The sequence below is a fragment of the Teredinibacter turnerae T7901 genome, assembly GCF_000023025.1.
Taxonomy (GTDB): domain Bacteria; phylum Pseudomonadota; class Gammaproteobacteria; order Pseudomonadales; family Cellvibrionaceae; genus Teredinibacter; species Teredinibacter turnerae_B.
The window spans coordinates 4,173,450-4,186,230 of record NC_012997.1; the positions used below are offsets into that span (position 1 = coordinate 4,173,450).

Here is a 12,781-nt window from a genome sequence, read left to right on the forward strand (position 1 = left end):
TAACCCGCCTCGTTGTCGACCAGATATCACGCGGCTTTCTTTCGCCAGGAACGTTTCCTACCCTCCACCAACAACGATCAGCAGTACTTCAACCTGGCCCTACGGCAAATATCCGTTCAACTTAAATTCGCATGTTGATTCACTGAGTACCCCAATGATTCAAAAGGATGGCGTTTCAGCAGCAATTAGGCTGCCAGAACCCAATTCAACTGTTTTGCACGAAATGCGTTGCTGGGCGTTTAACAGGAGCCGCTGTTTCGCGCAGGCCAAGGCCCAGCTATAGACCATACTCTTTCGTGGATTTACCCGTTAGAATACCGCTCACATAACAATAACGCGGTATGTTCAGCCATGACTCAGCACCTTAAAAAAATACTTCATGTGTTATTAACCTGCCTGTTAGCTTACACGGCTTACTTGCAATTTAACGATCCAGATCCGTTATTTTGGGTGTTACTCTACGGCCTGGCGGCTCTCGTTCCATTGGCTGCCGTTATCGGCACAAATACCAAAACAGCGAACGCACTACACGGGCTGGCAGCGGGATTTTGTCTTGCCGGGCTCGCCATCTCTCTGCCAGGATTGGTGGAATACCTCCACTACCATTTGGGCAGCGAATCGCTGGTGGAAGATATGAGCCCGGAAAAACCCTATATTGAAGAAGGCAGGGAATTTATTGGGACGGCGTTTGCGTTTATCGTGAGCCTGAGTTATTGGGTGGTGCGCAAACCTCTCGCCTAACTTTATTTTCATCTCGCAATTTATGTAATTCGCCAATCACCGCCGCACCTTTACCATCGGAGGTTAGCCGCATTTAAGCGACGTTAACCTCCTGATCGCGCTCTGCCGACGACATTTAATGCAAGTTCTCTTAAGCTCGCTGATATAGCATTATTATAGAACGCGCAAAAATCTACGAATTTTCGGCGATATGTGGCGATTTTCCGCAAAATAGCGATATGCGAGCTGAGATACCCCCTCGCCTGTGCTACACTGTTGCACGTTGTGTTGCTTTTGTCGTCTTAACTCTGGAGAGAAATGTCGGCAAAAGTTGCGTTTATCGATCTCCTAAGGCTATTCGAATTTTCGAGTCCTCGTCCGTCTGCCAAACGTAACGCCTGTGGCATAAAACGGCTGCGAGTAACAGATCGATAACTTCATTCTTTAGCAAGGCGCCGCATTACGCCAAGCCTCTGCTAGCCATCAATCATGCATTCCGGGAATTCGCTATCAACCGGGAATGACTCAAAACCGGGGAAGTTTGTTGTGAAAACGAAACCACACCGTGCAGCGTTCGGTAAAAAGCCGCTGCAAATTGCCATAGCGTTGGTTATCGCTGGCAGCTTGAGCCAGGGCGCTCTCGCACAAAAAGTCGAAGAAATGGTGGTCACTGCGACCAAACAGCCAGCGCGTGCGCAAGACACGCCTATCGCAATCCAGGCACTGGGTGCCAGCGCGATGGAAGAGCTGAACATTCAGAGCTTCGACGACTACGTAGCCAATCTGCCAAATGTTTCTGCCGGCGGACGCGGTCCAGGGCAATCCACCGTGTACATTCGCGGTATGTCCATTCAACCCATCACCGTTATGCTTTCCGGCGCGCAGGGCACTACGCCTAACGTTGCCCTTTATCTGGACGAACAGCCAGTAACCGCGCCCGGCCGCAATCTGGATGTGTACGCCGCCGATATGGAGCGCATTGAAGTGCTCGCCGGCCCGCAAGGTACTCTGTTTGGCTCCAGCTCTCAGGCGGGTACCATCCGACTGATTACCAACAAACCAAATTTTGATGGTTTCGACACCGGCTTTAAAACATCCTGGTCCGAAACAAAAGGCGGCGACATGAGCACCAGCGCCGAAGCCTTTGTGAACCTGCCGATAAACGACAAGCTGGCAACACGCTTTGTGGTTTATAACAACCAGCAAGGTGGTTACATCGATAATGTAGTAGGCACCTTCAGCATCGACCCGAGTAAAAACCCGGATGCCAATGTATCTTTGCCAGCAAACGCCACCTACGAAGACGCTTCCAACGTCGCGCTTGCCGAGGACGACTTTAACGATAGTTTTTATAAAGGTATGCGCATCGGCGCTAAATACCTGATTAATGACGACTGGGATATTTTAGTTCAGCACAGCCGTCAGGAGCTCGGCGCCGATGGTGTATTTGATTACGATCCAGAAGTTGGTGATTTGGAAGTCGAACGATTTTTCCCTGACGAATTGCGCGATAGCTTTGATCAAACCGCCTGGACCTTGGAAGGTCGCCTGGGCGCGCTGGAAATGCTGTACACCGGCGCTTACTTAAACCGCGATGTGCAACAGAGCATCGACTACACCGGCTATAACAACAGCGGCGGTTTTATCGAGTACTACACCTGTACCTACGATAACCCGGACTACATGGTAAATTACCCGAACGCTGCCGAGTACATTACCGATGTGCGCGAATGTAAAAACCCGGTTAAAGGTTTTAAAGGCACCCAGAACCAAACGCGTGAAACCCACGAATTCCGTATTGTTACGCCCACAGAAAAAAATATTCGCGCGGTTGTCGGTGTATTTTATGAAGACTTCCAGATTAAAACACAGGACGATTTTCTGTACCTGGCCACGCCTGATATCGGCTTTGTACCCAACGCACCTATTGCCGGGGCAAACAATATTAACGATGCCACGCGACCTGCTGGTGTAGCGTTTTTTAACGATATTACGCGTACCGAAACTCAGATGGCAGCTTTTGGTGAGGTCGCCTATGACCTGCTTTCCAATCTTACTGCGACTGTAGGCTTGCGCTACTACGAGATGGAATCTGATTTCACTGGTTCGTCCAATTTTGCCGACGGTATTTTCCAAAATGGTGCGCAAACGGACCGTGGTCGCGATTACGACAGTTCAGGTGGCCACACCAAAGAGCCATTGAAAGCGGATGACGTCATTACTAAGTTCAACCTGAGCTACCGCCCATCGACCTACAGCATGGTGTATTTCACCTACTCCGAAGGCTTCCGCCCTGGTGGCTTTAACCGCGGCGGTGGCATTCCTTCTGCCAACCCGGATTACCCAACGGTATCGGTAACCTACGAAACCGACAACGTGGTAAACCGCGAGATTGGCTGGAAGACCCAGTGGTTTGATCAGAGCCTGCAGTTCAACGGCAATATTTATAACATTCAGTGGAACGACATGCAGGTGTCCCGTTTCGATCCTGAAAATGTTTCTATATTAACGTTTATCGAAAACGCTGCCGATGCTGAAATAACCGGCTTGGAAGCAGACCTCACCTGGGCGGCCACCAATAATCTCACCTTGTTCGCGGCTATGTCGTATAACGACTCCGAGCTAAAATCGACAGAGGCGCAGGTTATTGAAATGGCACCGGTGGGCAGCCAGTTACCGCTGACCCCCAAACTGCAATTTAACCTGCGTGCACGCTATGCATGGAGCATGGGCCTACAGGATTACTATGTGCAGCTGGGCAGCCGCTACTCCGATAAAAGCTACAGCTCAATCGTAGCGGAAGAACGGGAAGAACAGCACGGTTACACACTGGTGGATGCCAGCATTGGTACCAAACGCGATGGCTGGAACCTAGAGTTGTTTGTCGACAACCTTACCGACAAACGCGCAGAAATGTTTATTAATAACCAGGACGACATTCGCCGCATCGGCACTAACCGGCCTCGTACGGCAGGTTTGCGCGTCTCCTATCGCTATCAGTAAAAAATAAGGTCAGTTATGCATAACGACGTAATAAATCGCGCACTCGAACAAAGTGAATGCGCGCTGAAAGCCGGCGATCATGCTACTGCCCTCTCCGCCGCTGATGCGGTTCTCCAGGAAAATCCGCAGCACCGGGACGGTCTTTATTTAAAGGCCGTTTGCCAGCGCTACCTCGGCAACACCAAAGGCGCTCTGCAAACGCTTACCGCGCTGCAGAGCGCTGCACCCGGATACGGACGCGGTTTTCAGGAACTGGGGCATTGCCAGCTCATGATGGGGGACTTAAAGCAAGCCTTTAAAGCCTATAAAAAAGCTACGCAATTAAACCCGGGACTTATCGCATCCTGGCAGCGGCTGGAGCAGCTGGCCAAACAAATGGATTTGCGTAAAGAACACACTCAAGCCAGTGCTCAGCTGGCATATTTCAACCGCTTACCGCCGTTGTTGGTTAGCATTACCAGTATGCTCAGTGAAGGTAAACTCTACAAAGCGGAAAACCTGTGCCGCCAGTTTTTGCAGGAACATAAACATCATCCTGAGGCCATGCGCCTGCTGGCCAAGATTGGAACTCAACTTCACATTCTGGACGACGCAGAATTTCTGTTGGAAAGCTGCGTTCAACTGTACCCGGAGTTCGCACAGGCGCGACTGGACTTAGTGAATGTGCTGCAAAAACGGCAAAAATACGGAAAAGCACTGACACAAGCCACCCAGCTCTACGAAGAAAATCCGGTTGATCGACAAATTAAGTCCACCTACGCGAACGCCGCAATGGCTGTGGGTGATTTCGACACCGCGTTAACAACCTATGACGCACTCCTTGAGCAGGAACCGAAAAATTCCGTTACCTGGCTAATGAAGGGGCACGCGTTAAAAACCATTGGCAAGCATGAGGAAGCGGTAGCCAGCTATCAAAAAGCCCATACGCTTAAACCGCAATTTGGCGATGCCTGGTGGAGCCTGGCGAACTTAAAAACCTACCGTTTCAGCGCACAGGAAATCGCTGCAATGGAGAAAGCCGAGGCCCAATCCGGGCTCGATAACGCCGATCACTATCATTTGTGTTTCGCCCTGGGGCGCTGCTACGAAGATCGAGGGGAGTTCGAAAAGTCATTCAAATATTACGAGCGCGGTAATTTACTTAAGAAGCGGCAAAGTGACTACAGCGCCAGCGCCACCCACGAAGAATTCGAACGGCAGAAAGCGGTAGTCGACGCGGAATTGTTACACGACGACTCGCAGGGCTACGAGGCCCCAGATCCGATATTTATCGTCGGTTTACCCCGTGCAGGCTCAACTCTGCTGGAACAGATTCTGGCTAGCCACTCAATGGTCGACGGCACCTTGGAGCTACCCAATATTTTGGCGTTTGCCCACCGCCTGAATGGCCGCCGCCGCACCGACGAAGCGCCCCGGTACCCCGCAGTATTGCAAACCATGGGTGGCGAGGAACTGGAAAAGCTGGGCAAACAGTTCATTGACGACACGCAGATTTATCGCAAAGGCGCGCCCTTTTTTACCGATAAAATGCCGAACAATTTTCGCCACATCGGGCTGATATTAAAAATCCTGCCCAATGCAAAAATAATTGATGCGCGTCGACACCCCATGGCCTGCTGCTTTAGCGGGTACAAACAATTGTTTGCCGAGGGTCAGGAATTTACCTACAGCCAGGAGGATGTCGCGCAGTATTATCGCGATTATGTGGCACTGATGGATCATTGGGATGAGGTCGCACCTGGAAAAATCCTGCGGGTTTACCATGAACAACTGGTCGAACATACCGAACCGCAAATTCGACGTATTCTGGACTTCTGCGGGCTGCCGTTTGAGGATAGCTGCCTCGCTTTTCATAAAACCGAGCGCGCGGTTCGTACCGCAAGTTCTGAGCAGGTTCGCCAACCTATCTACACATCCGGCTTGGCCCAATGGAAGAACTTCGAAGCCCACCTGGGCCCAATGCTGCGCCAGCTGGCGCCACTGATCGAAGCTTACCCTGCGTAACACCAAAAGCCGTTAGACCTGTGAGCGCGGCGGTTTTAGCCGCTCGTGCCCACACGGCTTTTCTAATGCGACGATTAGCGCAACCTTGACTTAGACGCTGCCGCCAGCGGACAGCCGGTCGACAATGGCTTGTACAACCTCCTCTGCCGTTCCGCCATCGGCCGCCACAGTAATATCTGCATATTGGCGGTAAAGCGGCAAACGTTCCGCGAAAATCGTCTCGAGGGTCGTCCCCGGCTGACTCGCCAAACCCCGCGTTGCCTGATTGTGGATACGCGCCTGCATGCTGCTCAGCTTAAGATCGAGAAATACCCGAGGCCCTAGTGTTGCCAGGCGCCGCATGGCTGAGTCACTGTACACAGCGCTGCCTCCTGTGGCGACCACGGCATTCTCCAGCGACGCGGACGTTAACACGTCGGCCTCCAGTTCACGCAACGCCATATAGCCATGCTGGTTCAGGTAGTCCTGTAAGGTCATGTCAACTTGTTGCTGAATCAGTATGTCCGTATCGATAAAGGCTTTGGCGAGACGTTTAGCCAGCAGCACACCTGTGGTGCTCTTCCCGGCCCCTGGCATCCCAATCAAAATTACAGACGATTCACTCATACGAACTCTCTCACACTATTTCTCACTCTCTCTCACACTACCTCTCACAAACGTGCACAGGCGCAAACGCTACAGCAATGACCCTACAGGCTCCGCGCGCGCTATAAACAGGGCTCACCGCGGACCTTGGCGGCGCATACTGTAGGCGGATCAAAATCCAAACTCAAGTGCCACGGATTACCTAATTACACTAATGGCGACACTGTCAGCACAAATGTTCGAGCGTCATACCAGCACGCCATTAGGGATAACCATACCTATAATAAATTTCAAAAATATGCAGAAGGCGTGAATAGAATTAATAAAAATTCGCCGACCGCGAGCAATCTTTCGCTTTTGGTTCAGCTCGGAGTGATATTGGTGCAGAAATGCAGTGAAATTTAGTGTAGTAATTCAAACAAAAAGCACAATTCTGTTCGGGAACAAATTTAAAAATATTTTCCTGTAGGGAAGACTACAAATTTAATCTTAACGCGCCAATATTTTGCGTCATTTTCGCGCGCAAGCTCTCTTCTATAGGCCAAAACTAACATTTTTCAAAATGGCTTGCCCCTTGCAATCAGCGAATTGAGACAGTGACAAAGTCGCGTTTCGAGAGCAGAAACTTTTCTGCAACTCTGGCAATTTAAGGAGAGCCCCATGGCGAAAGCCCAGTTAACATTTAAAGATATTGATTTAACACTCACCGTCCCCGTTGGAGTTCGAGTGATCGAAATTTCCGACAAGCTCGGTTCCGGCATTATTTATGGCTGCCGGGAAGGCGACTGTGGAACCTGCCTTATGAAAGTCGACGAAGGCTGGTCGAACCTATCTACCATTTCCGTCGTGGAAGACAAAATTTTGCGTGAGAACTCGGCTGGCAAACATCACCGCCTTGCGTGTCAGGCGCAGGTACTCGGCGATGTAACTGTTAGCCCAGCTTGATCCGCAAAATATAATTAGTTTGGAGAATCATCATGCCCGACATACTTTTTTCACACCCGAGCTACAAAAACAAGACCGTCTATGCCACTGCAGGCAGTCACACAGAAACCGTTCTACAAATCGCCCGCGAAAACAAAATCCCGATTAACTTTAAGTGTCAGGATGGTAAATGCGGTAAGTGCCTGGTTAAAGTGACCTCACTGGCGGATAAAGAGCGCATGGCTGGACCTTTGACCGACAAAGAACGATCAGTGTTAGTTGAGTTAGGAAAACTCACCCAAGAGCAGATCGATACAATGCTGGTCGACGATTTTCCCTGCGAATGGCGACTCGCTTGCCAGATTATTGTTCGCGACGAAGACCTGATGGTGGAGTATTAAGCTTAGAAGGTCTGCACTAACGCTAAAAAACCGCAAGACACGGCGACGCGGAAAACGCTTAAAGAAATTAGCAGTCAGCTCGGCCGTGAGCTAAAGTACTGTTAGTTTTATTTAGTACAATTAAGTGCTAGTTAGTACAGTTACGTGTTTTTTAGTGCAGATTAAGCAACCTGACTGGCCTGCGTCGTCAGCAAATAATTAATATGCTGACGAACTAAGTTAAAGCTGTGAACACTGCTCACTCAATGCGCCACAAAAACCCTGCAGGGTTTAGTGGGATTATGAGTGTAGCAGTGTCGCAGGCTTGATAGGCCAGCTTAAAAGCTGTCCACTTGGAACCGGTTGCCGTACCAACAAGTCTAGACTAGAAATGTTAAATAAAAAGTTAGTAGACGTATAAAAAGTCAAAACCAGCACAACACTCTTGAAACTGGGTTTAACAGAAACGTTATAGACGGGCTACGCGTTTGTCGCGAATAAGGATTTTATTATCCTGCTCGATGATACGGATAGAAGTAAGTTTTTTACCGCGGCAGATTTCGCTCAGAGACTCTCCGGTTTCGGAAGAATACACGATTCCGTGCATAGAGCATCGTAGTTGTTGCTTTTCAAAATCAAACACAGAATGACTTTCGCAATCCAGCGTACGCGGCATGTGCACACACAAATTGTGGAAGGCCCGCACCTTACCTCGATCACGAATAATTAACGCTGAATCTTTTTTACCCCGAAACTTCAATGGCAATTTTATACAATCGCCATCCAAAAGCTCGTCCCCATCACATACGTAGAATTCTTGCGTTTCCAGAAGCTCCATATGCATTCACCTCAGCTGTGCAATGATTTGAAGTACTCGTTGAAAAACGTAATTAAGCGCGCAGCGGTATTTTCGAGAATAGCCAAGTGAAAATAACGCGAAATATGACAAGCCCCCCCATTAGGCCGAATGGCCATTTTACGGTGATACCAGAGGTAAACAAGGGGGTAGATGGAAAATGTTTTAATACATTAGCGAATTTTTATTCCCAAATACGCGATTTGGCGTGCAATATAGTAATTTTGACTTACTCTGATAAGGATCAGCAAGCGAGTGCCAGTTGCTATCGTCTAATTAAAGCGTGGCATTGCACCAGCATATAGCACAGCACGATGTAGCCTAACACGTTAGCGAAGCCTAAAAAGCCCGGCGTAAATCCAAGCTAACCGTTATTCCACCAATCAGAATGATTGTGTATCGCTAACGGCCGATATAGTCCATTAACCAGTTCATCGCCGGGCGCGGCGTACCGTTACTTTGGATTAATCCAGTTCCATTGACCCAGGTCGAGCCCACCACATAGCCCCACAAGGTAATTCCTTTCACTTATTCGTGATTAAAAAAACGGGGACTGCTGTTGGACTATTGGAAACTGCGACTGATCATTGGCACTGGCAACATCGTATTCCGACAGGCCGAGGTGTTATTTTTCGCTCGTTTAGCCCGCTAGACAACGACAAAAACTCCCTAACGGCATTTCGGTGTAAAATCCAGAACTCTAACCTATACAAAGTGTAAATAAACCCCAGACTTATTCACCCGCACCCGCACCCGCACCCGCACCCGCACCCGCACCCGCACCCGCACCCGCACCAAGCAATGGTTGCTTTTTTAGCGTGTGGTAGCGTAACGCCATAAAACAACACTGCTGCAGCACTGCGGTAGGGAGCGGAACATCCAAGCTCAAGCGAATTTCACGATTGCCATGCAATTCCAACTCTGAGCAGTAAAGTTCGCGAAAAGTCTCAACCAGAAGCGTGTTGCAATTGAAATAAACTGAAATGCAATCCGGATACTTACTTTTCCAATCAATACACAGGGGGCTGCCTTTGATGACACAATAGCTTGGTTCGCCCCACTTTAGCGTTTCCTCCACTCGGCCCAATTTGTAGTTTGCAGCAGTATCCAAAATCATCTGCCGGAGTTCCAGAAAATAGCGTTGGGCCGCAACTGGATAGGTCAGATATTTTTCTTGAACCGCCTCGGGAATTTCCATATATAAAGCCTCTCACAGTAGTAAAACACAGCCGTCATTTAAGATGATTCCGCAAATACAACGCAGACTACCGCATCTTCAAGACGATGTCTGACAGTTGCTCCAGGCTCCATTGGTCATCGGCGTGAGAACCGTAGTTCATACTCACTATTGAGCCGCGATTATCTAACAAAAAATCAGCCGGCAAGCCGAAAATACCATTTTCGGCTCGTTTGTATAAGCGCCCCGTTTTTAAAAACCCCATAAAACCGGCATAGGCGACCTTCGGGTGAAAGATGGCCCGCCAATCACGCTCCACTCCCCAGCGCTTGTAGTGTGCCAACGTCGGATCAGCCACACAATCAAACGGCAACTGGCCCTGATACTTGAGCATCTCTTCTTGGGAAGAGTGGAAAAACACCACTTCCCTTACCCCCAATTCCTGCAGCTGATCCTGTGCCTGGGCAAACTGGTGCAAGTGATAATTACACACCGGGCAACCAGCAAAACGCCGAAACTGGACATGAACAAACGTGTCTTGCGCGCAGACAAGTGACACAGGTTCATTGTGAATGGACAACAACGGCGCTGTTGGCGCCGTCTGTCCAAGGCTTAGTCGGGCCATGAGCACTCCTCTCGTATTGACACTGTGAAATATATTCGTACAGTGTACATATATAAATGTGAACTCGAAGTAGTTGTACCCATGGGGCGACGCGCAAAATTAACACTCGCGGATATAGAAAACGCTGGCCTAAGCCTCCTGGACGAGAATGGTGCCAGCGGCCTGTCTATTCGCACCCTTGCAACTAAATTGGGCTGCGCGCCAATGACCCTGTACAACTACGTAGCAACCAGGGAAGAGCTGGATATACTCCTGGTAGAGTGCGCACTAAGGGGCATTGCCACGCCGCCAGCAGACAGCGCTACCTGGGAGAGCCAGATTCGCATTCTCGCGCTCGATATGTGGGAACACATTCATCGTCACCCAAACATCGTCTCGCTGTTGCTTACGCGCCGCAGTCAGTCCGCCACAGTGCTGCGGTTGAGTGAGGCGTTGCTGCATAGTTTGCGCGTGCCCTGCGCTGACAACCGGCAACGGCTGCACGCTTTTAGAGCTATTAGCGCAGTGATTATCGGCATGGCACAGAACGATCTGGCAGGCCCAATCCCGAGCACAGCGGGCCAGGCGAAATCGGATACCATCGCGCACATCCAACAATTGGACCCCGATAGATACCCGGCTTTAATTGCGATCACCAGCCCAGCCGAAGAGAGCAGTGCTAAGGAGGAATTTATTGCAGCACTGGAGATTGTAATTCGCGGGATAACCTGAATTCGCCCTCGCTACCGAAGCGCCTTCGCATTAGCTGCCGCCGCGCAGATGAAGGAAACGTGTATAGATATCAGCGGGGCGTGCCAGACCGCAATCTGAAAGCAGCATTCCGATGTTACCCCGGTGGTAGGTGCCATGAATAACCAAGTGGTCGAGCACTTCTGCCACAGTCATACGCCCCTCGTCACCGTCGGTAAAAGTGAAGTTGATTTCCCGCTGCAAACCAACCTCGTCCACAGTTTTCACAAACTCGATGAGCCAATGATCAGCATTCGAAACACGCTCACTCAGCTCTGCTAGTGTTGGGGTGCTATCAGTATTTGTTTTTGTATAGCCGTGACCATTGCCAGTAATATGACCAATAAAAATCTGGTCCACCACGTTGATGTGGTTAAATAAACGCAAGGCCATGTGTTGTTCGCCTGGGAACTTGTGTGAATCGATTGCGTTGAGTGCCGTCAACAACTCCGCATCAGCCCAGGCTTTATAACTTAATTTCTTTATCATCATCCTTAACCCATAATAGCGACGGAAATATGATAGGTGAATTTATTAACTTGGCAATGAAAATTGCGAAGTTAATGGGCTCGAGATAAAAGGAAAAGTTTATTCAGTAACCACTAAGGATTGAAGAAAATTAAGCTCCTTTTGAGCCCTCGCTACGAACTCACTTTGTCAGCGCCTGTGAGTCTGTACCACAGCGCTTAACGTAATAATCATCCACCAACCCATCGGCTATCTCCACGGCACAGCAGTTGAGAACTTTGTCTCGCAGCAGCCGCCTGCCACGTGCCGCCCGACTCTTTATGGCAGAGGGAGAAACACCTTCCTGCTCAGCCAGGTCGCGCATGCTTTCGCCGCGGATATCCGCAGCTAACAGTGCTTCCCGGTAAATCCCGGGCAACTCGCCAATAAAACCAATCAGGCATTCCGATAATGCGGAGTGGAAACTGAGATCGTCATCCACTAGATGAGCCACATCCTCTTGCAACACCTCTTCGCGGCAGGCAGCCTGCGCGCGATAGAAGTCGGCAATTGTGGTCCGCGCAGCCGCGTACAGCCACCCGGTGAGGTTGCGGATTTGTGGTGCTTTAGCGTCGCGTTCCAACGCCTTAACGAATAAGTCCTGCAGCAGATCATCGACCGGGGCATTGGCGGGCAACCGCTGCGAGAGGTAATTGAACAGACTTTCCCGCAACTTCGTGGAATCCAGTCTCGCCTTGTCGAGATCGCCCGCGTCAGGCGGGCGCTCGCTCTGATTGTTACCGGTTTGGCAGCTAACAGCATTCACGGTCTAACAATTCCTCTGGTGAGTTTGTGCAACATTCCGCGCCTTTTGCCGCTCCGGTTTGCACAGGCGAAGGCACACAGCAAGGAGGTTCGTCGTCAGCAACAGCTTCAACCGAATCGCCAAACTCGTCAATATCAGCGCGGGTATAAAAATGTTCCCATGGGATACCCTGTGGATCGGAAACCCAGTGCTTGTCGCTTTTCGCATAACAGCAGCGCGCATCCGCTTCATCGACGAAGGTGCCTTCGTTGGCATTTATCGCCCGGGTCCGCAATACAGCGAGATCCTCATCTGACAATGCCTGCACGCCAAAGTGATTGAGTCCGGGGCGATCGCCGCGCGAAGAAATAGCAAATATCAGGCGCAAGTCTTCGATCAACCATTTTGCGTAATCGGATTTTATTTTATGCGCTTGCGCACCGAAGAGACGCGAGTAAAACTCGATGTTAGTCGCCAGGTTATCGACAGAAAGATGGACGTGGAAGTATGGCATTTTGCCTCCTAT

Annotated in this window: 13 protein-coding genes and 1 pseudogene; 6 read left to right on the plus strand and 8 right to left on the minus strand. The window is 50.1% G+C overall.

Translation table 11 applies throughout. From position 1 onward, the window contains the following. Positions 1-351: 351 nt before the first annotated feature. The 3 genes from TERTU_RS16730 to TERTU_RS16740 all read left to right on the plus strand — a co-directional run bounded on the left by TERTU_RS16730 (position 352) and on the right by TERTU_RS16740 (position 5,727). On the plus strand, positions 352-741 hold the full coding sequence (locus TERTU_RS16730; protein ID WP_015817921.1) for a transmembrane 220 family protein: 390 nt from the start codon (positions 352-354) through the stop codon (positions 739-741). Positions 742-1,266: 525 nt separating this feature from the next. Further along, positions 1,267-3,723: a TonB-dependent receptor gene (locus TERTU_RS16735; protein ID WP_015817429.1), complete on the plus strand. Its 2,457-nt coding sequence runs from the start codon at positions 1,267-1,269 to the stop codon at positions 3,721-3,723. Positions 3,724-3,738: 15 nt separating this feature from the next. Further along, on the plus strand, positions 3,739-5,727 hold the full coding sequence (locus TERTU_RS16740) for a tetratricopeptide repeat-containing sulfotransferase family protein (protein WP_015819017.1): 1,989 nt from the start codon (positions 3,739-3,741) through the stop codon (positions 5,725-5,727). Positions 5,728-5,817: 90 nt separating this feature from the next. On the opposite strand, the gene TERTU_RS16745 is transcribed toward TERTU_RS16740, so the two are convergent. Continuing rightward, on the minus strand, positions 5,818-6,333 hold the full coding sequence (locus tag TERTU_RS16745; protein WP_015820524.1) for a shikimate kinase: 516 nt from the start codon (positions 6,331-6,333) through the stop codon (positions 5,818-5,820). Positions 6,334-6,972: 639 nt separating this feature from the next. Here TERTU_RS16745 and TERTU_RS16750 point away from each other — a divergent pair. After that, complete coding sequence (locus TERTU_RS16750) at positions 6,973-7,257, plus strand: 2Fe-2S iron-sulfur cluster-binding protein (protein WP_015819926.1); 285 nt, start codon at positions 6,973-6,975, stop codon at positions 7,255-7,257. 32 nt (positions 7,258-7,289) lie between these two features. Continuing rightward, positions 7,290-7,637, plus strand: a complete 348-nt coding sequence (locus tag TERTU_RS16755) for a 2Fe-2S iron-sulfur cluster-binding protein (protein ID WP_015817716.1) — start codon at positions 7,290-7,292, stop codon at positions 7,635-7,637. Between the two features lie 448 nt (positions 7,638-8,085). On the opposite strand, the gene TERTU_RS16760 is transcribed toward TERTU_RS16755, so the two are convergent. The 4 genes and pseudogenes from TERTU_RS16760 to TERTU_RS16770 form a co-directional block, all read right to left on the minus strand. Further along, positions 8,086-8,454: a Rieske (2Fe-2S) protein gene (locus TERTU_RS16760; RefSeq protein ID WP_015817142.1), complete on the minus strand. Its 369-nt coding sequence runs from the start codon at positions 8,452-8,454 to the stop codon at positions 8,086-8,088. Positions 8,455-8,874: 420 nt separating this feature from the next. Next, a pseudogene (locus TERTU_RS22490) lies at positions 8,875-9,094 on the minus strand (endo-1,4-beta-xylanase); the annotation flags it as partial. Between the two features lie 111 nt (positions 9,095-9,205). Next, positions 9,206-9,670: a DUF1801 domain-containing protein gene (locus tag TERTU_RS16765; RefSeq protein WP_015819595.1), complete on the minus strand. Its 465-nt coding sequence runs from the start codon at positions 9,668-9,670 to the stop codon at positions 9,206-9,208. Between the two features lie 67 nt (positions 9,671-9,737). After that, the gene (locus TERTU_RS16770) at positions 9,738-10,274 is read right to left on the minus strand and encodes a peroxiredoxin-like family protein (RefSeq protein WP_015819016.1); all 537 of its coding nucleotides are present in this window, start codon (positions 10,272-10,274) and stop codon (positions 9,738-9,740) included. A gap of 81 nt (positions 10,275-10,355) precedes the next feature. Here TERTU_RS16770 and TERTU_RS16775 point away from each other — a divergent pair, with 81 nt between their 5' ends. Next, positions 10,356-10,985, plus strand: coding sequence for a TetR/AcrR family transcriptional regulator (locus TERTU_RS16775; RefSeq protein WP_015817198.1), 630 nt, complete (start codon positions 10,356-10,358; stop codon positions 10,983-10,985). A gap of 30 nt (positions 10,986-11,015) precedes the next feature. Here TERTU_RS16775 and TERTU_RS16780 read toward each other — a convergent pair whose 3' ends face one another. From TERTU_RS16780 to TERTU_RS16790, 3 genes are all read right to left on the minus strand, one after another. Continuing rightward, entirely contained in the window at positions 11,016-11,495 is a 480-nt protein-coding gene (locus tag TERTU_RS16780) for a DinB family protein (protein ID WP_015819971.1), read from the minus strand. 157 nt (positions 11,496-11,652) lie between these two features. After that, positions 11,653-12,276 carry a sigma-70 family RNA polymerase sigma factor gene (locus TERTU_RS16785; protein WP_015820303.1) on the minus strand — a complete coding sequence of 208 codons (624 nt, stop codon included), beginning with the start codon at positions 12,274-12,276 and terminating at the stop codon, positions 11,653-11,655. After that, positions 12,263-12,769, minus strand: coding sequence for an ArsI/CadI family heavy metal resistance metalloenzyme (locus tag TERTU_RS16790; protein WP_015819866.1), 507 nt, complete (start codon positions 12,767-12,769; stop codon positions 12,263-12,265). Before TERTU_RS16790 ends, TERTU_RS16785 begins: the two co-directional genes overlap by 14 nt. Between the last annotated feature and the right edge of the window lie 12 nt (positions 12,770-12,781).